A 25030-nucleotide genomic window follows, 5' to 3' on the forward strand; every position below is an offset into this window, starting at 1 on the left:
CTGGTTTCTTACCCAGCATGTCGTGAACTCCACCAGTACTGCAGGGAAGTTGGCGGATTCCCCTGCGTTCGGTGGTTTAACCGGGGGTCAGGCGCGCGCCCGCACTCCGGAGCGCTCCCGGCGCACGGGAGCGCGCCCTGGAGCGCGGAGTGCCGAAGGGGCGGGCGTCAGTGGTCGAGCGCCGCGTGGTCGAGCACCGCGTGGTCGAGCGCCGACTGGAACGCGGCCAGCGGCTCGGCGCCGGGTGTCAGGGCGTCCGCGACGACCCGGCGCAGCAGCTCGCCGAGGACGGTGTCGGGAAGGGCGTCGAGTTCGTCGAGCGGCAGGGCGGCTACGTCGACCAGGTCGGAGCAGAGTCCAACGGTATCGGCACCGGTGACGCCCATCAGTCCCTCACTCGATCGTGTCAGCGCTGCGGGTCACCGATCGGTGAAAAGGAAACCACCGGGGTCCGCAGGCGGATACTACACCCGCACGGTGACGGGCCATCAGTTATCGAGACCGCCGCGCCCGAGACTACGGGCAGAGCCGCTCCACCCGCCAGCCGCCCGGGGCCGCCGGATCGGCGACGTAGCGGAGCCGGTCGTGGAGCCGGTTCTCCCGCCCCTGCCAGAACTCGACGCTGGCCGGAACCACCCGGTACCCGCCCCAGAAGGGCGGTACGGGCACGCCCTCGCCCTCCGGGTAGCGGCGCTCCAGCTCCGCGTAGCGCCGCTCCAGCTCCTCCCGGCCGCCGACGGGGCTGGACTGCTCGCTGGCCCAGGCGCCGAGCTGGGAGCCGTGCGGGCGGGTGCGGAAGTACGCGGCCGTCTCGTCCCGGCCGACCTTCTCGACCCTGCCCTGGACGATGACCTGGCGGGCGAGCACGATCCACGGGAAGAGCAGGGCGGCGTGCGGGTTGGCGGAGATCTCGGAGCCCTTGCGGGAGCCGTAGTTGGTGAAGAACACGAAGCCGCGCGCGTCGTACCCCTTGAGCAGGACGGTGCGCGAGCTGGGCCGCCCCTCGGCGTCGGCGGTGGAGAGCACCATGGCGTTGGCCTCCTCCACCCCCGCGTCGGCCGCCTCCAGGAACCAACGGGTGAACTGGGCGATCGGCTCGGGCGCGAGCTGCCCCTCGACCAGGCCCTCGTGCGTGTAGTGCTTGCGCATCACGGTGAGGTCCGGCCCGGGGCGGGCCTCACCGGCCGTGGTCCGGGGGGCGGGGCTCGGGGGCGTCGACTGGGCGCGTTCCGGGGTCTGCACGGCAACATCATCCCGTACGACAAGCGGCCGACACCGCTACCTACGGACAAACCCCCGTGGGAGATAAGGTGTCCCGCCACCGTTCGGCCGCCCGCTGTGCGGGGAATCGTCCGGAATCAGAGGATTGGTTCCGGCCCTCCCTCGGGCACCACCGGTCCCACGGCGAAAAAGTCAATCGGGCCCCAGGGGAACATCACCACCGTGGTGTATGGCGCAATGCACCCCGTGCCTGCCACTCTGGCACGGAGTGCCAACCACCATTCGGTCACTGGCGGACCGCCCCACCACGGCGGAACGCCGATCGCAGAACTGAAGGAGCCGTCGCATGTCCGATTTCGTACCCGGGCTTGAGGGAGTCGTCGCGTTCGAGAGCGAGATCGCCGAGCCCGACAGGGAAGGCGGCGCCCTGCGGTACCGCGGTGTCGACATCGACGACCTGGTCGGCAACGTCTCCTTCGGCCACGTCTGGGGCCTGCTGGTCGACGGCAAGTTCAACCCCGGCCTCCCGGCCGCCGAACCCTTCCCCATCCCCGTGCACTCCGGCGACATCCGCGTCGACGTGCAGTCCGCGCTCGCCATGCTCGCCCCCGTCTGGGGCCTCAAGCCGCTGCTCGACATCGACGCCGACCAGGCCCGCGACGACCTCGCCCGCGCCGCCGTCATGGCACTGTCCTACGTCGCCCAGTCCGCCCGCGGCCAGGGCCTGCCGATGGTCCCGCAGAGCGAGATCGACAAGGCCGAGACGGTCGTCGAGCGCTTCATGATCCGCTGGCGGGGCGAGCCCGACCCCAAGCACGTCAAGGCCATCGACGCCTACTGGACCTCCGCCGCCGAGCACGGCATGAACGCCTCCACCTTCACCGCCCGCGTCATCGCCTCCACCGGCGCCGACGTGGCCGCCGCGCTCTCCGGCGCCGTCGGCGCCATGTCCGGCCCGCTGCACGGCGGCGCCCCCTCCCGCGTCCTCGGCATGATCGAGGAGATCGAGCGCACCGGCGACGCCTCCGCCTGGGTCAAGAACGCCCTGGACAAGGGCGAGCGCCTGATGGGCTTCGGCCACCGCGTCTACCGCGCCGAGGACCCGCGCGCCCGCGTGCTGCGCCGCACCGCCAAGGAGCTCGGCGCGCCGCGCTTCGAGGTCGCCGAGGCGCTGGAGAAGGCCGCCCTGGAGGAGCTGCACAACCGCCGCCCCGACCGGGTGCTCGCCACCAACGTCGAGTTCTGGGCCGCGATCATGCTGGACTTCGCCGAGGTCCCCGCGCACATGTTCACCTCGATGTTCACCTGCGCGCGCACCGCCGGCTGGTCGGCGCACATCCTGGAGCAGAAGCGCACGGGCCGGCTCGTGCGCCCCGCCGCGCGCTACATCGGCCCCGGCCCGCGCCGCCCCGAGGAGATCGAGGGCTGGGACGCCATCGCCCGCTGAACCCCCCTCGGCGTGCCCGCGAACACACCTTCGCACCGCCTCTGACCAGCGGGTCCGGCCCCGGCCGGGCCCGCTGCGCGCACGCCTCCGACCAGGGAAGATCACAGTCTCAGCGGGCGGACGACCGTTCCCCGCGCGAGGGCCCGGCCGGTAGGCTGCGCGGGTGGCTCAGATCCAGATCCCCGCTGACATCAAGCCCGCAGACGGCCGTTTCGGCTGCGGACCGTCCAAGGTGCGCCCCGAGGCACTGAGTGCCCTCGCCGCCACCCAGGCCTCCCTGCTCGGCACCTCGCACCGCCAGGCCCCGGTCAAGAACCTGGTCAAGCGCGTACGCGAGGGCGTGAGCAGCCTCTTCTCCCTGCCGGACGGCTACGAGGTCGTCCTCGGCAACGGCGGCTCCACCGCCTTCTGGGACATCGCCGCCTTCGGCCTGGTGCGGGAGAAGTCCCAGCACCTGGACTTCGGCGAGTTCTCGTCCAAGTTCGCCTCCTCGGTCAAGGCCGCCCCCTGGCTGGGCGAGCCGACCGTCATCAAGACCGCCCCGGGCACCCACCCGCTGCCGGTCGCCGAGGCCGGCGTGGACGTCTACGGGCTCACCCACAACGAGACCTCCACCGGCGTCGCGATGCCGATCAGGCGCCCCGCGGGCGCCGACGAGGGCTCGCTCGTCCTGGTGGACGCCACCTCGGGCGCCGGCGGCCTGCCCGTCGACATCACCGAGACGGACGTCTACTACTTCGCCCCGCAGAAGTCCTTCGCCTCCGAGGGCGGCCTCTGGCTGGCCAGCTTCTCCCCGGCCGCCCTGGAGCGCGCCGCCGAGATCGCCGCCTCCGGCCGGTACATCCCGCCGTTCTTCTCGCTTCCGACGGCCATCGACAACTCGTCGAAGGACCAGACGTACAACACCCCGTCGATCGCCACCCTCTTCCTGCTGGCCGACCAGCTCGAGTGGATCAACGGCAACGGCGGCCTGGACTGGGCCGTCGCCCGCACGGCCGACTCCTCCTCCCGGCTCTACGCCTGGGCCGAGAAGTCCTCCTTCGCCACCCCGTTCGTGGCGAACCCGGCCGAACGCTCCCAGGTGGTCGGCACCATCGACTTCGACGAGTCGGTGGACGCCGCCGCGGTCGCCAAGGCGCTGCGCGCCAACGGCATCGTGGACACCGAGCCCTACCGCAAGCTGGGCCGCAACCAGCTGCGCGTCGCGATGTTCCCGGCCATCGACCCGGCGGACGTCGAGGCGCTCACCCACTGCATCGACTACGTGGTCGAGCAGCTCTGAGCGACGCCCACGAGGCATGCGTGAGGGCCGCCACCCACCCGGGTGGCGGCCCTCACGCCGTTCGCGTCAGCGGTTGACCAGTGAGCTGATCAGCACGACGACCAGCAGCAGCACCAGGGTGCCGGAGACGATGCGCATTCGAGTCTTGGGGTCCACGGTCAACGAGCGTACCTCCGGCTCACCCGTCGGCCCTCTCCCGCCCCCGGTCGGCCCGGCCCTGACCGTCCCGGCCCTGACCGCCCCACTCCTGATCGGCCCGGCCCCAGTCGGCCAGCGCCCAGGAGCGCAGCGACGCGTAGTGCGCGAAGCCCCCGGCCAGGTCGCTGCGCATCAGGTGCAGCTCACCCGCCTCCCACTCCGGCCCCCGGTACGGCGCCAGCGCCGCCGTCAGGCCCTCCAGCTCGGCCGCCGCCACCCGCTGCACGGCCCTGCGGTGGCCGCGCGAGGAGCCGGCTCTGGCCAGGGTCAGGTGCGGGTGGAAGGCGTACGGGTCGGCCCGGCCGGGCAGCTCACCGGTGACGGCGTCCGTGACGGCCTCCGCGAGCCCTCGCAGCTCCCTGGTCCGCCCCTCGACCCCGGCCCAGAGCACCGTGTCCCCGAAGCTCCCGGAGCCCGCGATCCTCAGCCGGTGCACCGGCCGGGCCCGCGCCACGCCCGCCAGGGCCGTCTCCAGCCCCGGCACGCGCTCGGGCGCCACCTCGCCGAGGAAGGCCAGCGTCAGGTGCCAGCCCTCCAGGGCTGTCCAGCGCAGCCGCTCCGCCCCGGGCATCGCGCGCACCGGCTCGACGGCGTCGGCGAGCCCCTCCAGCGCCTCCGCAGGCGGCAGCACCGCCACGAACAACCTCATGGGCCCATCTTCCCGCGCTCACCCGTTTGGGGTAGAACGGATTTCCATGAAGATCCGCAACGGGGGGCCCGCGGACGTCCCCGACATCCTGTCCCTGCTCGACGACGCCGTCTCCTGGCTGGCGTCCCAGGAACGCACCGGCCAGTGGGGCGACCAGCCCTTCAGCTCCAGCCAGGCCCGGGTCGACCAGGTCGCCTCGTACACCGGGGAGTCCTTCCTGGTCCGCCTCGCGGTGGACGAGGAAGGCCGTACGGTCGGCTGCTGCGTCCTCGCCGAGGACCGCGGCCGGCTCGTCCCCGCCTCGAAGGAGCCCGAGCTCTACGTCCGGCTCCTGGTCACCGACCGCAGCCGCAAGGGCTCCGGCATCGGCGCCGCCCTGATCGCCGACGCGATCGAGGAGACCCGCCGCCGCGACCTCGACCTGCTGCGGGTGGACTGCTACGCGGGCAACGACCGCAAGCTGGTCGGCCAGTACCGGTCGCTCGGCTTCACCGAACTGGAGGGCTTCGAGGTCGAGCAGCCCGCGGGTATGTGGCCGGGCCAGCTGCTGGAGATCCGCCTCTGACGGCGCGTCACTACGGAAGTAGTGCCACTACTTCCGTAGTGACACCGCGCCCGCAGTGGCACCACCCGCCCATGACTACGCCGATAGTGGCACTACTTCCGTAGTGCCACTACCGGCGTAGTGCCGTTTCCGGCGCCACCTCAGCAGGCGGCGGCCAGCCCCGCCTTGCCCGCCGGAGCGGTGCGCGGCACGAAGGCCACCACCCGCCCGCCGCGCCCCGGGTGCAGGTCGAAGCGCACCCGCAGGTCCGCACTGCGGGCCAGCACCAGGCCCACCACGCCCGCCGCCAGGGCGGACACCAGCCCGCAGGCGAGCAGGCCCAGCCGGGGCCCGTACGAGGCGGTGACCCAGCCGACGACCGGGGCGCCGATCGGCGTGCCGCCGGTGAAGACCAGCACCAGCAGGCCCATCACCCGGCCGCGCATCTCGGGATCGGTGGCCAGCTGCAGAGCGGAGTTGACGGAGGTGTTGAAGCTCAGCCCGAACACCCCGATCAGCATCAGCAGCAGCGCGAAGGTCCAATAGTCGGGCGCGAAGGCCGCGACCACCTCCAGCGCCCCGAAGCCCAGCGCCGCGCCGACCAGCCGCCGCAGTCTCGGCGCGCCCCTGCGGGCGGCGAGCAGCGCGCCGGTCAGCGAGCCGACGGCCATCGCGGTGTTCAGCAGGCCGTACTCCCCGGCGCCCACCTTGAAGGTGTCGTACGCGAAGCCGGACAGCAGCGTCGGGAAGTTGAACCCGAAGGTGCCGATGAACCCGGCGAGCACCATCGGCCAGAGCAGCTCGGGCCGCTCCTTCACGTACCGCAGCCCCTCCCTCAGCTGCCCCTTCTCCCGGGCGATCGGCTCGGTCGGGCGCAGCTCGGACTCACGCATCGCCAGCAGCCCGCCGATCACGGCGACGAAGGAGAGCGCGTTGACGGCGAACGCCCAGCCGCTGCCGACGGCGGCGATCAGCAGGCCCGCGACGGCGGGGCCGACCAGGCGCGCGGTCTGGAAGTTGGCGGCGTTGAGGCTGACGGCGTTGGCGAGGTCCTTGGGCCCGACCATCTCGGAGACGAACGCCTGCCGGGTCGGGTTGTCCACGACGGTGACGAGCCCGAGCAGCAGCGCGAAGCCGTACACGTAGTACGGGGTCACGATCCCGCCGACGGTCAGCACGGCGAGGCCCGCGGCGAGCAGGCCCATCGCGGCCTGGGTGTGGATCAGCAGCCGGCGCTTGGGCATCCGGTCGGCGAGCACGCCGCCGAAGAGGCCGAGCAGCAGCATCGGCAGGAACTGCATCGCGGTGGTGATGCCGACCGCGAGCGGGCTGCCGGTGAGGCTCAGCACCAGCCAGTCCTGGGCGATCCGCTGCATCCAGGTGCCGGTGTTGGACACGACCTGGCCGGCGAAGTAGTAGCGGTAGTTGCGAACGCGCAGGGAGGAGAACATCCCCCCGGGCCGGGTGAAGCCGGCTCCTGTAGGGGACGAGGCCGCGTGGGTGCGGCCCTGAGCGGCGGGGTCCGCCGCGGTGCGTTCGTCGGGGTCGTCGTCGCCGTTGCCGGGCAGTCCGCTGGGGGCGGGTGCCTGGGCGTCGGCGTCCGCGGCGGCCGCCGCGGGGGTCTCGGTGGTGATGGTGTCGTCGAATCGGGTACGGGCGGCGGCGCTGGCTGCGACCGGCGGTGTCACGGTGTTCTCCCCTCGCGGCGCGACGACCCCGGCGGGGGCCGTCGCGCTCCTGGTGTCGGTGGTCGGTCCTGCGGTGATGCGGGCTCCTTCTCCTCCCGGCGGCTTGCCGGGTTCGGTGTGCCTACGGATGTGCGAGCTACGGGTGAGCCGCGGGCGAGCTCTGGGCGAGGTACGGGTGAACTACAGGTGGGCGAGCTTGTAGAGCACGGGCGCGGCCTGCCTGAGGACGGCCCACTCCTCCTCGTCGAGCCCCTGGGCGAGCTCGGCGAGCCAGACGTTTCGGCGCCGGCGGCTCTCGTCGAGGATCGCCTGGGCCTGCTCGGTGCTGCTGACGACCACCTGGCGGCGGTCCTCGGGGTGCGGCTCCCGCCGCACCAGCCCCTTCTCCTCCAGCATCGCGACGATCCTGGTCATCGAGGGGGGCTGCACGTGCTCCTTCCGGGCGAGCTCACCCGGCGTCGCCTTCCCGCACCGGGAGAGGGTGCCCAGCACCCCCATCTCGGTAGGACTCAACGACTCCTCCACCCGCTGGTGTTTGAGCCGTCGGGACAGGCGCATCGTGGACGACCGCAGCTGTGAGATCGCTGCGAGGTCCTGCTCGGACATCTCGGGCATGTCCTTAGACTACGTCATTACTCTCGCTAAATAAAATCCGTTCCCGCCGTGCCCGCCCCGCGCCCCGGTGCCATATTGGGGTCAGGGGCCACAGGCCCCCCGCTCCCAGAAGGGCCGACCAGCCATGTCCGACCTCGCCGCCGAACAGCCCGCTCCCAACGGCACCGGCTTCGCCCGCCTCGCCATGGTCACCGTCGACTGCGCCGACCCGCTCTCGCTCGCGGCGTTCTACGGCGAGCTCCTGGGCTGGGAGACCCGGCACGCGGACGACCACTTCGCCATCCTCGACAACCCCGAGGGCGGCAGCCCCCTCGCCTTCGGCCGGGTGTCCGGATACCGCCCCGAGCCGTGGACCGAGCCGGACGGCGGCAAGCACTTCCACCTCGACTTCTACGTCGACGACCTGGAGGAGAGCACCGCCAGGGCCCTCGCCCTGGGCGCGACCGAGCCGACGTTCCAGCACGGCCGCACCCTCAGGGTCCTCATCGACCCGGCGGGCCACCCCTTCGGCCTCGCACCCCTGGACTGACCGGACCCGACCATCGAACGAGCCCGGAGGCCGTGCGCAGGCACTGTCAGGGCTTGGTGCCGAGATCTTGCAGGCGACGTAAAGGTCCTTCCTGACCTGCGACTTCACGAAAACCCGGACATTGTGCCGCCGCCCGGCAGTGGTTACTGTCCCAGTTGTCAGGGGCACCACATGCCAGGTCTCCCCCGGTGGCACCCCCTTTGCGTGCCCATCCCCGCACTCTTCCCCGGCGACCCGGCCCTTCCGGCGTCCGCCCGAGCCCTGGCGCCCTCGAACCCCACATCCAGGGAGCTCAGTTGGGTGAGATCCATCATGCGGACCACGGCTGGGTGACACCGGCGGTCTCGTACTTCGTCGCCTGTCTCGGCGCCTACATCGCCCTGCGCGCGACCCGCTGGGCACTCGTCTCGCGCGGCCGCACCCGGGCCGGCTGGCTGATGTTCGCCTCGACCTCGCTCGGCGCCGGAATCTGGTCCATGCACTTCATCGCGATGCTCGGATTCTCCGTCAGGGGCGTCGAGATCACCTACCGGCCCGGGCTCACCGTCCTCAGCCTGCTGGTCGCCGTCGCCGTGGTGGGCATCGGGCTGTTCACGGTCGGATACTGGCGCGGCAAACCCGTCCTGTCGCTCATGGTCGGCGGGTTGACCACCGGACTCGGCGTCGCGGCGATGCACTACCTGGGCATGGCAGCGATGGTGCTGCCCGGCCTGCTCCGCTACGACCGCTTCACCGTGGGGCTGTCGATCGGCATCGCGGTGTTCGCCGCGACGGCCGCGCTCTGGGCCGCCCTGAACATCCGGGGCACCTCCGCCGTGCTGGCCGCGGCACCGGTGATGGGCGTGGCCGTGTGCGCCATGCACTACACCGGGATGGCCGCGCTGTCGGTCCGGCTGGACCTCTCGCACTCCACCGCGGGCGGCGTGATGGCACTGCAGTTCATCTTCCCGCTCGCGGTCGGGCTGGGCTGCTACGTCTTCCTCGGCTCCCTGGCCTTCGCCGTCTCACCGAGCAAACCCTCCGCCCGGCCCGTGCTGGCCGGCCCGGCGGCCCCGCTGCCCCCGCGGCCGCCGCGCGTGCCCCCGCAGCGGAGCCGCATGAGCAGCCGCAGGACCGTCCGGAGCTGAGACCGGACGACGGAAAGACCGAACGGCGTCCGGCCGGGTCCCCCACCCCGGCCGGACGCCGTTCGGTCCTTTCCAGTCCCGTCCAGTCCCGTTCAGCCCCGTTCAGCCCCGTTCGGTCCCCGCCGTCACTCGGGCCGGCTCAGCAGCCCCGTCAGGTGCTCCGGCGTGGCCGTCGGGCAGACCTTGTGCACGAAGTCCCGCCGCAGCCCGTGGTACGCCTCGCCCGCCCGGTAGAAGTTGGCGTGCATCCGGCGCAGTTCCTCCGCCCGGTACTCGGCCAGCGGCTTCTCCCGCTCGTGCTCGGCACGGCGGCGCTTCTTGTCCACCAGCCGCCCGGTGATCTCCGGCGAGCCGGCCAGCAGGGCCGCCTCCCGGGCCGTCCAGCGGCGGAACTCCGCCGCGTCCCCACCGGCCGTACGGTCCACCAGGCCGATCCGGCGGGCGTGTTCGGCCCCGACCGGCAGCGCCCCGGTGGTGAGCCGCTCCGCCTGCTCGGCGCCGACCCGGGCCGGCAGGGTGTACGTCCAGTACTCGGAGCCGTACAGCCCCATCAGCCGGTAGTGCGGGTTGAGCACCGCCGACTCCCGGCACCACACCTCGTCGGCGGCCAGGGCCAGCATCAGACCGCCGGCCGCCGCGTTCCCGGCCAGCGCGGTGACGGTCAGCTTGTCGTCGGTGGTCAGGATCGCCTCGACCAGGTCGTCCATCGCGTTGATGTTCTCCCAGGACTCCAGCGCCGGGAAGTCCGAGCCCTCGATGACGTTGAGGTGGATGCCGTTGGAGTAGAAGTCCCGGGGCGCGCCCAGCACCAGCACCGAGGTGGGCCGGTCGGCGGCCTCGCGGTAGGCGGCCAGCAGCCGGCGGCACTGCCCGGTGTCCATCGCCCCGCCCGCGTAGGCGAATTCGAGGAAGCCGACCTCGCCCTCCTCGTGGTAGCGCAGCTCCGACCAGGTGTCCCGGCGGCCGGCCGAGGCCGGGCTCACCCGCACCTCGCGGATCCGGCCCCACGCGTCGGCCGGCGCCGTCTCGGCCAGCACCGTCGCGGCCGGAAGCTTGAAGGTGGCGGGCCCGCCGGGGGTCCGGCGCGGGCGCAGCTGCGGGATCCACACCGCGCCGTCCACGGTGGCGCGGCAGATCGCCCCGTCCCGGGTGGCGAGCACGGCGCCGGGCTCCGGGCCGCGCAGTTCGTCCTCGGGGTGGCCGCCGTGCAGGAAGTACTCGCGCCCGTACAGCTCGTCCAGCACGCCGGGCTGGGAGTCGGCGGCGCGCAACTTGCGCAGGACGGTGGCGGTGTCGTCCACCGCCCAGTCGATCCGGCGGACGTCCTGCTTGAGGAACGGCCGCAGCCGGCCCTGCACGTCCGGGCGGTCGTAGTCGAGCGGTTCGGGGGTGAACAGGCCTCCCTGGAACCGCTGGACGGCCAGCAGGACGGCCTCGACGGCGGCCTCGGCGACCTCGTTGCGGTACAACTCGCTCTTGCCGCAGGCCGGGACGGGGAACTCGACGGACGCCCAGATGTCGCCGGCGTCCATCTCCGCGACGGCCTGGAGCACGGTGACGCCCCAGCGCTCCGCGCCCTCGGTGATCGCCCAGTCGAGCGAGGAGGGCCCGCGGTCGCCCTTCGGCCCGGGATGCACGATCAGGACGGTCCGGCTGGACCAGATGTCCTCCGGGACGGCCTTGGTCAGCATCGGGCAGATGATCAGCTCGGGATCGGTCCGGGCCACCGCCGCCCTCATCCGCTCGTCCCCGAGGGCGAGTTGCACGGCGACCTCGTGGCCGCGCTCACGCAGCTCGGTGTGCACGCGCTGGGTCAGACTGTTGAACGCGCTGGCGATCAGGAGAATGCGCAAGGAAACCTCCGGGCGAAACGTGGTCGCACGCAGGCGATGAAATCAGGGCATGGACACGTAACGATTACGTTCCGCGTCTCCCCGCCCACCCCTCACGCACCCCGCACACCTGTGCACCCGGAGCGTCTCCGCTTCGCGGTATCTCCCCACTCCCTCCCCCGAGTTGACTAGCGGGGAAACGCCCGCCGTGCCCGCCAGGTGGTGTGCTCGCGCGAGACGGCGTCCTCCGCCTCCGCGGCCAGCCGCGCCCACCGCGCCTCGGCGTCCGGCGCCTTCACGTCCAGGTCGGACAGCTGGTTGCCGACGTTGTCCAGCTCACGGGCGGCCAGCTGGTACGCGGCGGCCAGCGGGCGCAGCTGCTTGAGCTGCGTCCAGGCGATGATCGAGGCGGCCGCGGCCGAGCTGGCGCCGAAGACGTGCACCGGGAGCGCGCCGGTGGCCTGGGCGACGGCCGCCGCCGCGCCGATGATGATCAGCGCGGCGATGCCGAGCCCCCAGGAGGCGGCCTGCGAGTCGCAGGCGTCCGCGCGGGAGCGGTACCACGTGCGCTGGCTCTCCACCCGGGTGCGCAGGTAGAGGGTGCGCCGGGAGGTCAGGCTGGTGGCCCGCTGGCGCCGCATCTCGTCGGTGATCTCGGCGACGGTGCCGGGCGGCACGATCCCCGGGTCCTCGAAGGCCCGCAGCACGTCCTCGACCTGGAGCAGGTAGCCGTGGTCCACGTCCGCGGACTCCGCCGCGCCGTCGAAGGGCCGGGCCCGCACGGTGTACTTCCAGGCCAGCGTCTTCACCGACTCGGCCGCCGCCCGCGCCTCGTACCAGCGGCCCTGCGGGTTGCTGGTGCGCAGCCGGGACCAGAAGTACCCGGCGACGAGGAACGCGCCCACCGAGAACAGCGGCCACACGTCGAAGTCGCCGTCCTCGGCCGGGCCGGGGAACGACCCGATCACGGCGGCGAGCACCAGCATCACGATCAGCCCGCGGTACCAGCGCAGCGTCTCGCGCTGCCCGTCCTGCGAGGCCCGGTCCGCCGTCCAGAACAGATCCGGCAGCAACTGCGCTTCCACACCGGCGGGCGGATCTTGTCGCACCATGGATCGAGTCCCCTCCCCGTCTCCCGTCCAGCCAGTATTCCCACCACCAACTGACCTACACGGGCGCCTTTTTGACACCTGATTTCCGGCCCGTGTCACACCCCTCCGCTAGGAACGTCCCATGCCCCTGCACTGGAAACTCGTCATCGACTGCGCCGACCCGCACCGCCAGGCCGCCTTCTGGGCCGGCGCCCTCGAATACACCGTCGAGGACCACAGCGCCCTGATCGCCCGCCTCCTCTCCGCGGGCGCGGTCACCCAGGACGCCCTCACCGAGGTCGACGGCCGCCCCGGCTGGCGCACCCTCGCCGCCGTCCGCCACCCCGAGGACCCGTTCGACCCGGTCTCCGACACGGGCCTCGGCCGCCGCCTCCTCTTCCAGGCCGTCCCCGAGCCCAAGGCCGGCAAGAACCGCCTCCACCTCGACCTCCACCCCGCCCCCGCCGACCGCCCCGCCACCCTCGCCCGACTCCTCGCCGCCGGCGCCACCGTCCAGCGCGAGGTCGCCGAGCCCGGCGGCTCCTGGACCGTCATGCAAGATCCAGAGGGCAACGAGTTCTGCCTCCACTGACACCGAAGGGTTCTCCCCGCAGGATGCGGGGAGAACCCTTCGTGGCTGCGGCTTCGCAGACTCAGTCAGCCGTCCCGGCAGGCGCCACCCAGCGGGTGGGCTGACTGGTGATGGCCGCGATCATGTCGTAGTCGCCGTCGTAGTGCAGCACCGTCACTCCGTGCCGCTCGGCGGTGGCCGCGATCAGCATGTCGGCCGTCAGCAGGGCCCGGTGATCACCCCGGAAGGGCACCTGCCGCATCGCGGGCCTGTCCCAACGCGCCAGGGCCGATCTGCCGATCAGGAAACGCTCTCGGCTCCACGCAGCGGTCTGCCCGCCGACTCGCCGAGGAGCTCGAACTCCCCATTGGCAATGGCGTCCGCGAACTCCATCCGGCGGGCCAGCTTCACAGACTCCGGCAGTGCCGCGTCGGCGGTCGCGGCCCTGGTGGTCGTACTGAAGATCGGCTGTGCCTCCGCGAGGAGGTCACCGTCGAGGTCGGCAACCGTTCGGGCCATGTGTCGGATCCTCCTTGCTCACGTGCAGACCATGATGCCGCCAGGCGTCGGGTCTCGGTATCGAACAACCGTCACACAACAGCGAAGCCCCGCCCTCCGCGACGGTCGCGGAGGGCGGGGCTTCACAGCCGTACGGCGTCAGAGGAGGCCGAAGGCGGGCATCAGGTAGTAGAAGGCGAAGACGCCGGCGACGGCGTACATCGGGACGGGGACCTCGCGGCCGCGGCCGGCGGCGAGGCGCAGGACGCAGAAGGCGATGAAGCCGAAGCCGATGCCGTTGGTGATGCTGTAGGTGAAGGGCATCATCGCGATGGTCAGGAAGGCCGGGATCGCGATGGTGAAGTCGGCCCAGTCGATGTCCTTGATGGAGCCCGCGAGGATCAGGAAGCCGACGGTGACCAGGGCCGGGGTGGCGGCCTGGGCGGGGACCATGGTGGCGAGGGGGGTGAGGAAGAGGGCCACCACGAAGAGCAGGCCCGTGACGACGGAGGCGAAGCCCGTGCGGGCGCCCTCGCCGACGCCGGCGGTGGACTCGACGAAGCAGGTGTTGGCGGAGGCGGAGGTGGCGCCGCCCGCGGCGGTGGCGATGCCGTCGACCATGAGGATCTTGTTGATGCCCGGCAGGTCGCCCTTCTCGTCCAGCAGGTGGGCCTCGTCGGCGACGCCGAGGATGGTGCCCATCGCGTCGAAGAAGCAGCTCATCAGGACGGTGAAGACGAACAGGACGCCGGTGAGGACGCCGACCTTCTCGAAGCCGCCGAACAGGCTCACCTTGCCGACCAGCCCGAAGTCGGGCGCGGCGACGGGGTTGCCGGGCCAGGCCGGGACGGTCAGGCCCCACTTGGCGGCGGGGACGTCGGCCAGCTTGTCGATGACGACGGCGAGCCCGGTGGAGACGGCGATGCTGATGAGGATCGCGCCCGGCACCTTGCGGATCAGCAGGATCAGCGTCAGCAGCAGGCCGACGACGAAGATCAGCACGGGCCAGCCGAGCAGGTGCCCGTTGCCGCCGAGCTGCAGCGGGACGGTGGTGTGCGCGACGTCCGGGATGCGGCTGACGAAGCCGGAGTCGACGAGGCCGACGAGGCTGATGAACAGGCCGATGCCGATGGCGATGGCCTTGCGCAGGCCCAGCGGCACGGCGCTCATGACGCGCTCGCGCAGGCCGGTGGCGACCAGCAGCATGATCGCGAAGCCGGCGAGCACGACCATGCCCATGGCGTCGGGCCAGGTCATCTTGGGCGCGAGCTGCAGCGCCACGATGGTGTTGACGCCGAGCCCGGCGGCCAGGCCGATCGGCACGTTGCCGATGACGCCCATGAGCAGGGTGGTGAGACCCGCGGTGAGGGCGGTGGCGGTGACGAGCTGGGCGCTGTCGAGGTGGGCCCCGGTCATGTCCGTGGCGCTGGCCAGGATGATCGGGTTCAGCACCAGGATGTACGCCATGGTGAAGAAGGTGGCCACGCCGCCCCGGATCTCGCGCGGCAGGCTGGAGCCGCGCTCGGTGATCCGGAAGAAGCGGTCCAGCGGGCCCGACGGGGGCAGGGGGGCGCTGGAGGCGGGTTCGGGCGACTCGGTGGTCGGCTGGACCACAGGCATGCGTGCGTCCTCTGTGGGGGAGCTGAGGAGGGGGAGCGCCCGGGGCGACGGCGGCCAGGGCGGGACCTTCAAGTATGGTTTCCCGATCGCACACGCGCTATCTTCGCGCGTAGAGCGCCCCCCGGCCCCCGGCACCTGCGCCTCACCACGGCGGCCGCCGACGGAGACCGTACGCTAGGCCCCATGCCCAAGAAGCCGCTGCACCCCTCCCCCCCTCCGTTGGAGGCCAACGACGTCGCCATCGTCGGCGTCGGCACGGTGGTGTGGTTCGTCGCCTTCCTGGCGCTGGTCCCCTTCCAGAGCACGCTCTCCGACCACGACCACGGCAGCTGGCCCTGGATCTGCCTCTCCGGCGGCCTGCTGGGCCTGATCGGCCTCTGGTACTGCCGCGCCCGCCGCGCCGCGATCGAGCGCGACCGCGCCGGAGCGGCCGCGGCCGCCGAAGCGACGGAAGCAGCCGAAGGCATCGCGGACAACGGCCAGAATCCGGCCACCCAGTCGGACTGAATAGTCCTTTAGTAGCACGCACCGGACATAAGGCACCCGTAGAGTCGGTGCCATGACGCAGCCTGCCCACCCGGCGGAAGAGCAGCCGGACGACGCGAACCGCCCGGACGGCGCCCACCCACTCGGCCTGCTCCCCGGCCGGCGCGGCGGCCTCACCGCCGCCGAGGTGGCCGAGCGCGTCGCGAAGGGCCAGGTCAACGACGTCCCCGTACGGTCGAGCCGCTCCGCCAAGGAGATCGTCCGGGCCAACGTCTTCACCCGCTTCAACGCCATCATCGGCATCATGTTCGGGATCATCCTGGTCGTCGGCCCCCTCCAGGACGGCCTCTTCGGCCTGGTCATCGTCGCCAACACCGCGATCGGCATCATCCAGGAGCTGCGCGCCAAGAAGACCCTCGACAGCCTGGCCCTGATCGGCGAGGCCCGGCCCCAGGTCCGCCGCGACGGCACCGCCCAGCAGGTCGCCGTCTCCGAGATCGTCCTCGACGACACCGTGCTGCTCGGCATCGGCGACAAGGTGATCGTCGACGGCGCCGTCACCGAGGCGGACGGCCTGGAGATCGACGAGTCCCTGCTCACCGGCGAGCCCGACCCCGTCCTCAAGCACCCCGGCGACCAGGTGATGTCCGGCAGCTTCGTCGTCGCCGGCGCGGGCGCGTTCACCGCCACCAGGGTCGGCCGCGAGGCGTACGCCGCCCAACTGGCCGAGGAGGCCAGCAAGTTCACCCTGGTGAAGTCGGAGCTGCGCAGCGGCATCGACAGCATCCTGCGCTTCATCACCTACCTGCTGATCCCCACCGCCCTCGGCCTGATCATCAGCCAGCTCGCCGTCGAGGGCCGCGACTGGCGCGAGGCGGTGCGCCGCATGGTGGCGGGCATCGTCCCGATGGTCCCCGAGGGCCTGGTGCTGCTGACCTCCGTCGCCTTCGCGATCGGCGTCATCCGGCTGGGCCGCAAGCAGTGCCTGGTGCAGGAGCTCCCGGCGATCGAGGGCCTGGCCCGGGTGGACACCGTCTGCCTGGACAAGACCGGCACCCTCACCGAGGGCGGCATGGACGTGATCGACCTGCGGATCATCTCCGACGGCGGGGCGCCCCCCGTCGAGAAGGACACCGTCAAGCACGCCCTCGCCGTGATGGCCGGCGCCGACGCCCGCCCCAACCCGTCCATGCAGGCCGTGATCGACCGGTACGGGCGCGGCGACGACGCGCCGGGCGGCGACGGCTGGCGCGTCATCGAGGCCATGCCCTTCTCCTCCGCCCGCAAGTGGAGCGGCGTGCAGCTGCTGGAGCCGCAGGGCGGCGAGGCCAGCTGGCTGCTCGGCGCCCCCGACGTGCTGCTGCCCGCCGGGCACCCGGCGCTCGCCGAGGTCGACGAGCTGGGCGCCCAGGGCCTGCGGGTGCTGCTGCTGGGCCGCACCCCCGTGCCCCTGGACTCCCCCGACCCGGCGGCCGGTCTCGCCCCGCTCGCCCTTGTCGTGCTCCAGCAGCGGCTGCGCTCGGACGCCGCCGAGACCCTGCGCTACTTCGAGGGGCAGCAGGTCCGGGCGAAGGTGATCTCCGGCGACGCGGCCGTCTCGGTCGGCGCCGTCGCCGCCCACCTCGGCCTGCCCGGCGCCGACCACCCGCTGGACGCCCGCACCCTGCCCTCCGAGCCCGGGGCGCTGGCCGACACCGCCGAGCGCACCAGCGTCTTCGGCCGCGTCACCCCGCAGCAGAAGCGCGAGCTCGTCGGGGCGCTCCAGTCGCGCGGCCACACCGTGGCGATGACCGGCGACGGCGTCAACGACGTGCTCGCCCTCAAGGACGCCGACATCGGCGTGGCCATGGGCACCGGCTCGGACGCCACCAAGGCCGTCGCCCAGATCGTGCTGCTCGACGACTCCTTCGCCACCCTGCCCTCGGTGGTCGCCGAGGGCCGCCGGGTGATCGGCAACATCGAACGGGTCGCCTCGCTGTTCCTGGTGAAGACGGTCTACTCGGTGCTGCTGGCACTGCTGGTGATCTTCACCCACTCGCCGTACCCGTTCCTGCCCCGCCACTCCACGGTGCTCTCCACCCTCACCATCGGCGTGCCGGCCTTCTTCCTCGCCCTCGCCCCGAACAACGAGCGGGCCCGCACGGGCTTCGTGAAGCGGGTGCTGCGCCTGGCCGTCCCCGGCGGCGCGATCGCCGGGACGGGCACCTTCGTCGCCTACGCCCTGGCCCGCGCCGACCACGCGACGGACCTCAAGGCCGACACCAGCGTGGCCACCCTGACGCTGTTCCTGATCGCCATCTGGGTGCTCGCCATCATCGCCCGCCCGTACAGCTGGTGGCGGCTGCTGCTGATCGGCGCCATGGGCGGCGCCTTCGCCCTGGTGCTGGTGGTCCCGGCCTTCGCCGACTTCTTCCAGCTGCGCCTGGTCGGCTGGCGAGACCCGTGGATCGGCGTCGCCATCGCGGGCGTCTGCGGCGTCGCCCTGGAGATCACCTGGGGCTGGATGAAGCGCCGCGGCATGGAATGAGCCTTGCTCGAACCGACCGGCTTAGCATGACCCCATGGCACGCAAAGGTGGGGACCTGGAGGCGTTCGTCGCCTTCCTCGGTGGAGTGCTCGCGGCCGGAGTCACGGCCCTGGCGATGGTGGGGCTCGGCCTGACGAACGGGCCCGCGCCCGAGGTGAAGGCGGCGGCGGCGGTGACGCTCGGAGCCGTCTGGCTGACCGTCACCACCACCGTCTACCTGCGGCTCAGGCGTCAGCCCTCGAAGTCCCGGGCGGCGGACAACTCGTAGGCCCGGTCCGGCTCGCTGAGCGCCGCCAGCACCTCGAAGCGGCGGTGCCACTGGCCCACCGACCAGGCCAGCCCGGCCGCCAGGCCCTCCGGGGTGGCGGCGTGCAGCAGACCGGGCACCGGCGGCACCTCGAACTCGTCGTCCTCGTCCTCGGCTTCGGCCAGCTCGGGGTCGTACGGCGGCTCCGGAGCCCCGGCGGCCGGGTCCCAGCGCCAGTCGACGGCCGCCTCGCCGCCGTCCGGCCCCACCACCAGCAGCTCCTCGTGCTCCTCGTACGCGACGGGGCAGCCGGGCAGCAGCTCCCGCACCACGGCCGGGACGCGGTGCAGCACGCCCTCGGAGAGCACCCGCCCGCCGGCCACCTCGCTGGCCAGCGACACGTGCAGCCGCTCGGCGAGGTCGGCGGCCAGTGCCGGGGCGACGGGCAACACCGGGTGGTCGTGCAGGAGTTCGACGAGGTCCGGCGCGTCCGCGACCACGGCCTCGGTGGCATCGACGACCACCGTACGGTCGGGGCGGCGCCCCGTCGCCGGGTCCAGCGGCGCCAACGCCCGCACCACGTCCAGCGGTTCGATGCGCTCCCGCTCCACCCGGGCCAACGCGCTGTGCAGCCCGTGCAGTTGCCGGTGCCCGACCTCGGCCTCCGGGTCCGTCATCCGGTCCAGCACCTCGTCGGGCCCGTGCGGTTCGGCGAGCAGCGCGGCCAGCGTGGTGCGCACCCCGAGGGCGTGCAGGAACTGCTCGTCCAGGCCGGTGCGCGCCTCCTCGTACAGCCCGCGCAGCAGCGGGTCCGCCCCGGCGGCGCGCAGCCCGGCGGGCTCGCGGCCGTCCAGCACGGGGTGGTCGCGCAGCCACCAGGCGGTGTACGGCGGCAGGTCGGCGTAGGTGCCGTCCGGCAGCAGGGTGCGCACGGGGGTGACGACGGCCTCCCGGTACGGCGGGCGGGCGAGGGCGGCCAGTGCCTCGGGCCAGGCGTCGTCGTCGACCAGGTCGAGGTCGCGCACGGCGAGGAGTTCGGCGGCGACGGGCGGCACGCCGATCGCCTCGTCGGCGTCCAGGGCCTCCAGCACGTCCTCGGCCCATTCGGCGAGCCCGTCGGGGGCCTCGTCGATGAGCCCGGTGGGGTGGCCGCCGGCGGCGCGGTCGGCGGGGGCCGTCGGGTCCAGGCGCTCCAGGTCGTCCGGGTCGAGGACGACGTCCTCGGCGCGCACCAGCACGAAGTCGGTGGGCACCCCGGCCGCCGCGAGCACCTCGGGGCCCCAGCGCTCCAGCAGGTCGTCGTCCACCCAGCCGGCGTCCTCCTCGCGGGCGACGGCCGCCAACGGGGTGCCGGGCAGCAGGAGTTCGCCCGCGCGGGCGGGCTCGCCCTCGTCGTCCAGCAGGGCGAGGCGGGCCAGCCAGGGGTGCGCCCCGGGCTCGGGGGCGGCGGCCTTGACCAGCGCCAGGACGGCGTCGGCGAGTTCGAGCGCCGCGTCGAGGTCGTCCTCGGCCAGCTCGTAGGAGCGGGCGACGGCGGCGCGCACCTCGGGGGTGTCCAGCACCCCGGCGGGGGTGGCGGTGCCGGCGCCGAGCTTGGCCAGCAGCGGGTGCGAAGCCTCCGGGTGGGCCAGGCGCAGGTCCAGGGCGGCGAGCGCGTCGGCCAGGGACTCGGGGTACCCGGGGAAGGCCGCCCAGTCGGCGTCCTCGGAGGGCAGCAGGACGCGGCGCGGCCCGGTGACGGTGCGCCCGTCGGCGAGCGGGACGGGCAGCGCGCCCAGCGCCTCCGGGTCGGCCCCGCCGAGGGCCGCGTACAGGTTGCGCCACCAGGCGGGCTCGCGGTCCAGGCCGCCGAGCTGGTCGACCACCTCGGCCAGCGGCACCCGGCGCACGTTCAGCACCCGCAGTTCGGTGCGGCGCTCCAGGCCGGCGGGCAGCAGCCCGGGGAAGATCGGCGCCAGCGCCTCCACCACCGAGCCGTCCGCGCCCTCCAGCAGCGTCGCGTCCTGCGGCCGCAGCGCGGGCGTGCCCTGCTCGACGAGCGCCGGGTGCGGCAGGAACGGCGTGCCGGGCAGCCGGCCCAGGATCGCGGCGCGCAGCGCGTTGTCCAGCGCGCCCTGCCCGAGCGGGCCCGGCACCAGGCCGAGCGAGCCGAGGTCGGCGCCCCGGGCGCGCAGCAGGTCGGCGTAGCCGTCGGCGGCGCGCTCGGTGAGGAAGTCGGTCAGCGGCCCGGGGGCGACGTGCCGGCGGGTGGAGTCCAGCGGGTACGAGGCGATGAGCAGCGCGGGCAGGCCGATCGGCTCGTCGCTGGGGGTGGGCGCGTGCAGCACCGGCGCGATGCCGGGCTCCATCGGGCTGCCGTCCTCGCGCACCGGCACCGCCCAGGTGACGGTCCAGTACGGGCGGGCGCGCTCCTCGGTGGGGCGGTCGGCGAGCAGGGCGGCGTCCAGGGTGCCGGAGGCGCCGGCGGTCTGCCACAGGGTGCGGCGCCCGGGCAGGCCCGGCAGGTCGGTGACGGTGACGGTCACCTCGGTGACGCCGTCCGGGCGGGGCTCGGCGGCGGCCCGGGTGAGGGTGCGGGTGCCCTCGGCGGTCTCCACCACGACCTCGGCGAGGCCGGGCAGGGTGAGCAGCAGGGCGTCGTCGATGCCGTCCAGCAGGCGGCGCGTCAGGTCCTCGGCGGCGGCGTCGCGCAGCGGCAGCACCACGACGGTGTCGTAGCCCTCGGGCGCCGGGCCCTCGGCGGCGAAGGGCAGCCGCAGCAGCGGCACGTGGCCGTCGCGGCGGCGCAGCTCGTCGGCCAGCGCGGGCTGCGCCTCGGCCAGGGACAGGGCCTCGCCGAGCGACCAGCGCACCCCGCCGGCGGAGCCGAGCACGGCGGGCTCGTCGGTGACGGCGAGGACGGCGGCGAAGCCCACGCCGAAGCGGCCCACGGTGGGGGTCTCGCCGCGCTTGGAGGAGGCGCGCAGGGTGGAGAGGGACTCGACGGCGGCGGCGTCCAGCGGGGCGCCGGTGTTGGCGGCGGCGAGCACGCCGTCGGCGAGGGTCAGCCGCAGCCGCCCGGGGCCGTGCCCGGCGCGCAGGGCCGCGTCGGCCGCGTTCTGCGCCAACTCGACGACCAGGCGGTCGCGGTAGCCGCCGAGCGCCAGTTCCTCCTCGGCGTTGGCGTCCTCCCGGAACCGGGCCGGGGAGGCGGCCCAGGCGTCCAGCACGCGCCGGCGCAACGCGGCCGTCCCGAACGGGTCCGCGAGGTGCTCGTCCGTGCTGCTGCCGATGATCCGAGGTTCCACGGGACCTGCCGCCTTCCGCCGCCCTGTACGTCGTAGGGCATTCTTCCCTGCCCCACCGACTGCTCCCGACCACACGCCTCCCGGAACGCCGCGGCCCGCCCCACCGAGCCGGTGGGACGGGCCGCGGCGGGTGACTCAGGAGTGGCCGAGCTCCTCGGCCGGGGCGTCCGGCTCGACGGAGCCGGAGGTGCGGTCGGGGTGGAGCTGCAGCGGCTCGACGACCAGCTCGTCGAGGATCAGCTCGGACGGCGCCGGCGGGGCCGGGATGACGGCGGCCTCGGAGTGCCCGCCGCAGCCGTACGCGAAGGAGACGATCTGCCCGTCGGCCGGGCCGAACTCGTTGCCGCACACGCCGAATGCCTGGCCGAGCGAGCCGCCGATCGGGACCAGGAAGCCGCAGCTGCCGCAGGACGCGGGCGCGGCCTGCGCCATCGGCGTCTGCGGGCCGTGGGTCTTCTCCCAGCGCTCGGCGGCCAGGTGCAGGCCCAGGCGGGAGAGCACCCGGCTGCGGCCCAGGCCGAGCTCCTCGGCGACGGCGTTGATCCGGGCGCGGGCGGGGGCGGGCTGGACGTGCGGGTCGGTGACCACCACATCCTCCTCGGCCACCAGCGCGACCACCGAGTTCGGCGCCGGCTCGTCCTCGCCGGTCCAGCCGGGCTCGAGGCGCTCGTCGTCCGCACCGGTGGGCAGCAGGTCGCCGGGGCCCATGTCGCCCGGGCGCAGCCGCTCGCTCCACGGCACCCACTCGGGGGCGAGGACGGCGTCGTCGCCCGGCAGCAGCACGACCTCGTCGAGGGTGATGTTCTTGGCGCGCGGGGCGCGGGCGACGGTGACCGCCCAGTGCCAGCCGCGGTAGGCCGCGTCCAGGCACTCGAAGGTGTGGGTGACGACGCGGTCGGCGTCCGCCTGGACACCGAGATGTTCGCCGACGGCCTCGGCTCCGACGGCCTCCTCGGCTGCCTGGCGGGCGAGTTCGACGGCCTCGGCACAGAGCCGGTCGGGGGTACGGCTTCGCATCGCAGCACTCACGGCGTCGATTCTCTCCCAGTTCTTCTGTCGCCCACGGCGTGTTTGCCTGTTCCGTCGCGGCTGGTTGGTCCCTGGTCCATTCTGCGTGACCCGAGCCCGCCGCGGTACCGGCCGCGCCGCTCGCTCGGACCGGCCGGGCCCCCGACGCCCGACGGGGGCGGACCTTGGGCAGGCTACCCGCCGGTCGGCGCCCGGGCACAGTCCGGGGCGTACGCGGGCGCTCCGGCAGCCGCGCCGAGGGGGCCTCGATCCCGCGTCACCAGGGTGATTCTGGGGCAGGATGGGCTTGTGGCGGACGAAAACCCGTCGCAGCACGCACTGCGCGCCTCCCGGGCCGGCGGCCCCGGCGAGGCGGACGCCGTGCCGCGACCGCAGGGCCCGGTCCTCTCAGCGGGCGAACCGCAGCCGGAGGACGGAACCGCGACGCCCACGGCGCCCGCGGAGCCCGTCGACCTCACGAAACACGGGCCTCAGGAGCCCCCCGAGGACGACCACGCGGAGGACGAGCACGCGGAGGGCGAGCGCCCCGAGGACGAGCACCCGGAGCACGGCGAGGAGCCCCTCCGCCACTTCCTGATCCGCACCGCCTCCGCCGCCGGCGCCCGCACCGGCCGGGTGGTCCACGGCACCGGGCGCCGCATCCGCCGCGCCACCTCCGCCGAGGGCGCGGGCGAGTCCGGCCTCGCGAAGCTGATCGAGCTGCACGCCCTGAACTCCTTCGGCGACATGCTGATCACCATCGCCCTCGCCTCGACGATCTTCTTCTCCGTCCCCACCGGCGAGGCCCGCGGCCGCGTCGCCCTCTACCTGCTGATCACCATGGCCCCCTTCGCCCTGCTGGCCCCGGTGATCGGCCCGCTGCTGGACCGGCTCCCCCACGGCCGCCGGGCCGCCATGGCGATGTCGATGCTCGCCCGCGCCGTCCTCGCCTGGACGATGGCCGGGGTGATCACCGGCGGCGGCCTGGCGCTGTACCCGGAGGCCCTGGGCGTGCTGGTGGCGTCCAAGGCGTACGGGGTGGTGCGCAGCGTGGTGGTGCCCCGGCTGCTGCCGAGCCGGCTGTCCCTGGTGAAGGCCAACTCCCGGGTGACCCTGGCCGGGCTGCTGGCCACCGGCGTGGCGGCCGGGGTCGGCGGGCTGCTGCACCTGATCGGGCCGGGCTGGCCGCTGCGCGGCGCGTTCCTGGTGTTCGTGATCGGCACCCTGATGGCCTTCCACCTGCCGCACGAGGTCGACTCGGCCAAGGGCGAGCAGCGGGCCGTCCTGCACGCCGAGGTGCACGGCGAGGGCCCGCACCTGCTCCCCCACCGCACCGAGCCGGTGAAGGCGTCGCTGCGCGCGGTCGGCCCCTCGGTGGTGCTGGCGCTGCGGGCGATGGCGGCGATGAAGTGGCTGGTCGGCTTCCTGGTGATGTTCCTGGCGTTCCTGCTGCGCACCGACCCGATCGGCGGGCTGCGCCCGACGCTGGCGCTGGGCCTGGTGGCGCTGGCGGCGGGGATGGGCAACGCGCTGGGCTCGGTGCTGGGCTCGTGGCTGCGCACCCGGGGCCCGGAGGCGACGGTCACCGTGATGCTGCTGGTGGCGACGTGCGTGACGGTCGCGACGGCGCTCTGGTACGGCGTGGTGACGGTGCCCCTGGTGGCGGGCACGGCCGGGATGGCGGCCTCGCTGGGCAAGCTGGCGCTGGACGCCCTGATCCAGCGGGACGTCCCGGAGGTGGTGCGCACCTCGGCGTTCGCCCGTTCGGAGACGCTGATGCAGCTGTCCTGGGTGGCGGGCGGCGCGGTGGGCATCCTGCTGCCGCTGGACGGCGTGCTGGGCCTGTCGGTGGCCGCCTCGGTGGTCGCGCTGGTGCTGCTGTGGACGCTTCGCTCGCTGCTGCGCACGGGCGTGCGCCGGCGCCCCGCCGCGCCCCGGGTGGCCTGAGCGCCGGGGAAGGGCAACACGCGGTGTCCGACCCCCGCGTAGCGTGATCGGCCGGGCCCGGTAGATTCTGATCCCATGAGCCTCGATTCCCGCCTCCTCGCCGCCCTCGGCGCCGTCGTCGTGGTCGGCGCCGCCACGGTCGGCGGGTCCGTCGCCTTCGCCTCCGACCAGACGGCGCACAGCGACCACCGCGTCACGATGACGATCGGCCGCGACTCGTCGGTCCACGACCCGTTCTGCTTCAACGGCGGCCAGCCGCTGTCGCAGGCGGACCTGCGCAAGTGCAACGCGGACGCCAAGGCGGCCTTCACCGGCAACACCCTGCCGACCCTGGACGTGCGGCTGAACGACCGCATCGGCGTCGGCGTCACCCCCCCGGTCTCCGACACGGGCTGGATGGCGTCCAGCAACGGCGGTTCCGAGAGCGCCGGCGGCGAGTTCCCGCTGATGAACTACGCCAAGAAGGTCACCTTCTCGGGCCTGCAGCCGGCGACCTCCGTGCTGAACGGCTCCGGCAAGACGATCGTCAGCGTCCAGGAGGGCAGCTCCAACGGCAAGGACCTGGTCGCCCTCTGGTACTTCGTGCTGAACACCAAGGAGGACTGACGGTCCCGCG

At 73.4% G+C, this 25030-nt stretch carries 22 protein-coding genes and 1 pseudogene; 11 read left to right on the forward strand and 12 right to left on the reverse strand.

What is annotated here, in order from left to right; genetic code table 11:
- Nucleotides 1–167: 167 nt before the first annotated feature.
- Nucleotides 168–386, reverse strand: coding sequence for an FxSxx-COOH cyclophane-containing RiPP peptide (gene fxsA / locus ACIBCA_RS25930; protein WP_396285394.1), 219 nt, complete (start codon nucleotides 384–386; stop codon nucleotides 168–170).
- 130 nt (nucleotides 387–516) lie between these two features.
- Nucleotides 517–1149 (reverse strand): pyridoxamine 5'-phosphate oxidase, encoded by a 633-nt coding sequence (pdxH, locus tag ACIBCA_RS25935; protein WP_396285529.1) that lies wholly within the window; start codon nucleotides 1147–1149, stop codon nucleotides 517–519.
- A 418-nt stretch (nucleotides 1150–1567) separates the two neighbouring features.
- On the opposite strand from pdxH, the gene ACIBCA_RS25940 reads away from it, so the two are divergent.
- The gene (locus tag ACIBCA_RS25940) at nucleotides 1568–2668 is read left to right on the forward strand and encodes a citrate synthase 2 (protein ID WP_396285395.1); all 1101 of its coding nucleotides are present in this window, start codon (nucleotides 1568–1570) and stop codon (nucleotides 2666–2668) included.
- Between the two features lie 163 nt (nucleotides 2669–2831).
- Nucleotides 2832–3950: a phosphoserine transaminase gene (gene serC / locus ACIBCA_RS25945; protein WP_396285396.1), complete on the forward strand. Its 1119-nt coding sequence runs from the start codon at nucleotides 2832–2834 to the stop codon at nucleotides 3948–3950.
- Nucleotides 3951–4128: 178 nt separating this feature from the next.
- Here the strand turns inward: serC and thpR are convergent, their stop codons facing one another.
- Entirely contained in the window at nucleotides 4129–4797 is a 669-nt protein-coding gene (thpR, locus tag ACIBCA_RS25950) for an RNA 2',3'-cyclic phosphodiesterase (protein ID WP_396285397.1), read from the reverse strand.
- 46 nt (nucleotides 4798–4843) lie between these two features.
- Here thpR and ACIBCA_RS25955 point away from each other — a divergent pair, with 46 nt between their 5' ends.
- Entirely contained in the window at nucleotides 4844–5362 is a 519-nt protein-coding gene (locus tag ACIBCA_RS25955; RefSeq protein ID WP_396285398.1) for a GNAT family N-acetyltransferase, read from the forward strand.
- Nucleotides 5363–5502: 140 nt separating this feature from the next.
- On the opposite strand, the gene ACIBCA_RS25960 is transcribed toward ACIBCA_RS25955, so the two are convergent.
- On the reverse strand, nucleotides 5503–6792 hold the full coding sequence (locus ACIBCA_RS25960) for an MFS transporter (protein ID WP_396285530.1): 1290 nt from the start codon (nucleotides 6790–6792) through the stop codon (nucleotides 5503–5505).
- Nucleotides 6793–7209: 417 nt separating this feature from the next.
- Nucleotides 7210–7644, reverse strand: coding sequence for a MarR family winged helix-turn-helix transcriptional regulator (locus ACIBCA_RS25965; RefSeq protein WP_396285399.1), 435 nt, complete (start codon nucleotides 7642–7644; stop codon nucleotides 7210–7212).
- A 124-nt stretch (nucleotides 7645–7768) separates the two neighbouring features.
- Between ACIBCA_RS25965 and ACIBCA_RS25970 the strand changes: the two genes are divergently transcribed.
- Together ACIBCA_RS25970 and ACIBCA_RS25975 are read left to right on the forward strand one after the other, a co-directional pair.
- A complete protein-coding gene (locus ACIBCA_RS25970; RefSeq protein WP_396285400.1) occupies nucleotides 7769–8173 on the forward strand; it encodes a VOC family protein in 405 nt (134 codons plus the stop codon).
- A 296-nt stretch (nucleotides 8174–8469) separates the two neighbouring features.
- Nucleotides 8470–9300, forward strand: coding sequence for an MHYT domain-containing protein (locus tag ACIBCA_RS25975; RefSeq protein ID WP_396285401.1), 831 nt, complete (start codon nucleotides 8470–8472; stop codon nucleotides 9298–9300).
- A gap of 125 nt (nucleotides 9301–9425) precedes the next feature.
- Here ACIBCA_RS25975 and ACIBCA_RS25980 read toward each other — a convergent pair whose 3' ends face one another.
- Both ACIBCA_RS25980 and ACIBCA_RS25985 read right to left on the reverse strand, forming a co-directional pair.
- A complete protein-coding gene (locus ACIBCA_RS25980) occupies nucleotides 9426–11153 on the reverse strand; it encodes a hydrogenase maturation protein (protein WP_396285402.1) in 1728 nt (575 codons plus the stop codon).
- A 167-nt stretch (nucleotides 11154–11320) separates the two neighbouring features.
- On the reverse strand, nucleotides 11321–12244 hold the full coding sequence (locus ACIBCA_RS25985) for a DUF4231 domain-containing protein (RefSeq protein ID WP_396285403.1): 924 nt from the start codon (nucleotides 12242–12244) through the stop codon (nucleotides 11321–11323).
- Between the two features lie 121 nt (nucleotides 12245–12365).
- On the opposite strand from ACIBCA_RS25985, the gene ACIBCA_RS25990 reads away from it, so the two are divergent.
- The gene (locus tag ACIBCA_RS25990) at nucleotides 12366–12815 is read left to right on the forward strand and encodes a VOC family protein (RefSeq protein WP_396285404.1); all 450 of its coding nucleotides are present in this window, start codon (nucleotides 12366–12368) and stop codon (nucleotides 12813–12815) included.
- A 61-nt stretch (nucleotides 12816–12876) separates the two neighbouring features.
- Here ACIBCA_RS25990 and ACIBCA_RS25995 read toward each other — a convergent pair.
- The 3 genes and pseudogenes from ACIBCA_RS25995 to ACIBCA_RS26005 all read right to left on the reverse strand — a co-directional run.
- Nucleotides 12877–13035, reverse strand: a pseudogene (locus tag ACIBCA_RS25995) (PIN domain-containing protein); the annotation flags it as partial.
- 59 nt (nucleotides 13036–13094) lie between these two features.
- Nucleotides 13095–13313 carry a type II toxin-antitoxin system VapB family antitoxin gene (locus ACIBCA_RS26000; protein ID WP_396285405.1) on the reverse strand — a complete coding sequence of 73 codons (219 nt, stop codon included), beginning with the start codon at nucleotides 13311–13313 and terminating at the stop codon, nucleotides 13095–13097.
- 138 nt (nucleotides 13314–13451) lie between these two features.
- Nucleotides 13452–14912, reverse strand: coding sequence for an NCS2 family permease (locus tag ACIBCA_RS26005; protein WP_396285406.1), 1461 nt, complete (start codon nucleotides 14910–14912; stop codon nucleotides 13452–13454).
- Nucleotides 14913–15095: 183 nt separating this feature from the next.
- On the opposite strand from ACIBCA_RS26005, the gene ACIBCA_RS26010 reads away from it, so the two are divergent.
- The 3 genes from ACIBCA_RS26010 to ACIBCA_RS26020 are packed head-to-tail and all read left to right on the forward strand — an operon-like array spanning nucleotide 15096 to nucleotide 18193.
- Nucleotides 15096–15419 carry a DUF2530 domain-containing protein gene (locus ACIBCA_RS26010; protein ID WP_396285407.1) on the forward strand — a complete coding sequence of 108 codons (324 nt, stop codon included), beginning with the start codon at nucleotides 15096–15098 and terminating at the stop codon, nucleotides 15417–15419.
- 52 nt (nucleotides 15420–15471) lie between these two features.
- The gene (locus ACIBCA_RS26015) at nucleotides 15472–17925 is read left to right on the forward strand and encodes an HAD-IC family P-type ATPase (protein WP_396285408.1); all 2454 of its coding nucleotides are present in this window, start codon (nucleotides 15472–15474) and stop codon (nucleotides 17923–17925) included.
- 34 nt (nucleotides 17926–17959) lie between these two features.
- Nucleotides 17960–18193 carry a hypothetical protein gene (locus tag ACIBCA_RS26020; RefSeq protein WP_396285409.1) on the forward strand — a complete coding sequence of 78 codons (234 nt, stop codon included), beginning with the start codon at nucleotides 17960–17962 and terminating at the stop codon, nucleotides 18191–18193.
- Here ACIBCA_RS26020 and ACIBCA_RS26025 read toward each other — a convergent pair.
- Together ACIBCA_RS26025 and ACIBCA_RS26030 are read right to left on the reverse strand one after the other, a co-directional pair.
- Complete coding sequence (locus ACIBCA_RS26025; RefSeq protein WP_396285410.1) at nucleotides 18157–21459, reverse strand: sacsin N-terminal ATP-binding-like domain-containing protein; 3303 nt, start codon at nucleotides 21457–21459, stop codon at nucleotides 18157–18159. The two genes, ACIBCA_RS26020 and ACIBCA_RS26025, sit on opposite strands and share 37 nt — an antisense overlap.
- Nucleotides 21460–21594: 135 nt before the next feature.
- Entirely contained in the window at nucleotides 21595–22476 is an 882-nt protein-coding gene (locus ACIBCA_RS26030; protein WP_396285531.1) for a DUF3027 domain-containing protein, read from the reverse strand.
- A 585-nt stretch (nucleotides 22477–23061) separates the two neighbouring features.
- Between ACIBCA_RS26030 and ACIBCA_RS26035 the strand changes: the two genes are divergently transcribed.
- Nucleotides 23062–24414 carry an MFS transporter gene (locus ACIBCA_RS26035; RefSeq protein ID WP_396285532.1) on the forward strand — a complete coding sequence of 451 codons (1353 nt, stop codon included), beginning with the start codon at nucleotides 23062–23064 and terminating at the stop codon, nucleotides 24412–24414.
- A 75-nt stretch (nucleotides 24415–24489) separates the two neighbouring features.
- Nucleotides 24490–25020, forward strand: coding sequence for a hypothetical protein (locus tag ACIBCA_RS26040; protein ID WP_396285411.1), 531 nt, complete (start codon nucleotides 24490–24492; stop codon nucleotides 25018–25020).
- The last annotated feature ends 10 nt before the right edge of the window (nucleotides 25021–25030 follow it).

This window comes from Kitasatospora sp. NPDC051170 (assembly GCF_044455705.1).
Classification (GTDB): domain Bacteria; phylum Actinomycetota; class Actinomycetes; order Streptomycetales; family Streptomycetaceae; genus Kitasatospora.

What these genes read in the sequence shown, in the direction of transcription:
- fxsA (WP_396285394.1), bottom strand. Translation starts at nt 386, where the DNA reads ATGGGCGTCACCGGTGCCGATACCGTTGGACTCTGCTCCGACCTGGTC.
- pdxH (WP_396285529.1), bottom strand. Translation starts at nt 1,149, where the DNA reads ATGCGCAAGCACTACACGCACGAGGGCCTGGTCGAGGGGCAGCTCGCG.
- ACIBCA_RS25940 (WP_396285395.1), top strand. Translation starts at nt 1,568, where the DNA reads ATGTCCGATTTCGTACCCGGGCTTGAGGGAGTCGTCGCGTTCGAGAGC.
- thpR (WP_396285397.1), bottom strand. Translation starts at nt 4,797, where the DNA reads ATGAGGTTGTTCGTGGCGGTGCTGCCGCCTGCGGAGGCGCTGGAGGGG.
- ACIBCA_RS25955 (WP_396285398.1), top strand. Translation starts at nt 4,844, where the DNA reads ATGAAGATCCGCAACGGGGGGCCCGCGGACGTCCCCGACATCCTGTCC.
- ACIBCA_RS25960 (WP_396285530.1), bottom strand. Translation starts at nt 6,792, where the DNA reads ATGTTCTCCTCCCTGCGCGTTCGCAACTACCGCTACTACTTCGCCGGC.
- ACIBCA_RS25965 (WP_396285399.1), bottom strand. Translation starts at nt 7,644, where the DNA reads ATGCCCGAGATGTCCGAGCAGGACCTCGCAGCGATCTCACAGCTGCGG.
- ACIBCA_RS25970 (WP_396285400.1), top strand. Translation starts at nt 7,769, where the DNA reads ATGTCCGACCTCGCCGCCGAACAGCCCGCTCCCAACGGCACCGGCTTC.
- ACIBCA_RS25985 (WP_396285403.1), bottom strand. Translation starts at nt 12,244, where the DNA reads ATGGTGCGACAAGATCCGCCCGCCGGTGTGGAAGCGCAGTTGCTGCCG.
- ACIBCA_RS25990 (WP_396285404.1), top strand. Translation starts at nt 12,366, where the DNA reads ATGCCCCTGCACTGGAAACTCGTCATCGACTGCGCCGACCCGCACCGC.
- ACIBCA_RS26000 (WP_396285405.1), bottom strand. Translation starts at nt 13,313, where the DNA reads ATGGCCCGAACGGTTGCCGACCTCGACGGTGACCTCCTCGCGGAGGCA.
- ACIBCA_RS26005 (WP_396285406.1), bottom strand. Translation starts at nt 14,912, where the DNA reads ATGCCTGTGGTCCAGCCGACCACCGAGTCGCCCGAACCCGCCTCCAGC.
- ACIBCA_RS26010 (WP_396285407.1), top strand. Translation starts at nt 15,096, where the DNA reads ATGCCCAAGAAGCCGCTGCACCCCTCCCCCCCTCCGTTGGAGGCCAAC.
- ACIBCA_RS26015 (WP_396285408.1), top strand. Translation starts at nt 15,472, where the DNA reads ATGACGCAGCCTGCCCACCCGGCGGAAGAGCAGCCGGACGACGCGAAC.
- ACIBCA_RS26020 (WP_396285409.1), top strand. Translation starts at nt 17,960, where the DNA reads ATGGCACGCAAAGGTGGGGACCTGGAGGCGTTCGTCGCCTTCCTCGGT.
- ACIBCA_RS26030 (WP_396285531.1), bottom strand. Translation starts at nt 22,476, where the DNA reads ATGCGAAGCCGTACCCCCGACCGGCTCTGTGCCGAGGCCGTCGAACTC.
- ACIBCA_RS26040 (WP_396285411.1), top strand. Translation starts at nt 24,490, where the DNA reads ATGAGCCTCGATTCCCGCCTCCTCGCCGCCCTCGGCGCCGTCGTCGTG.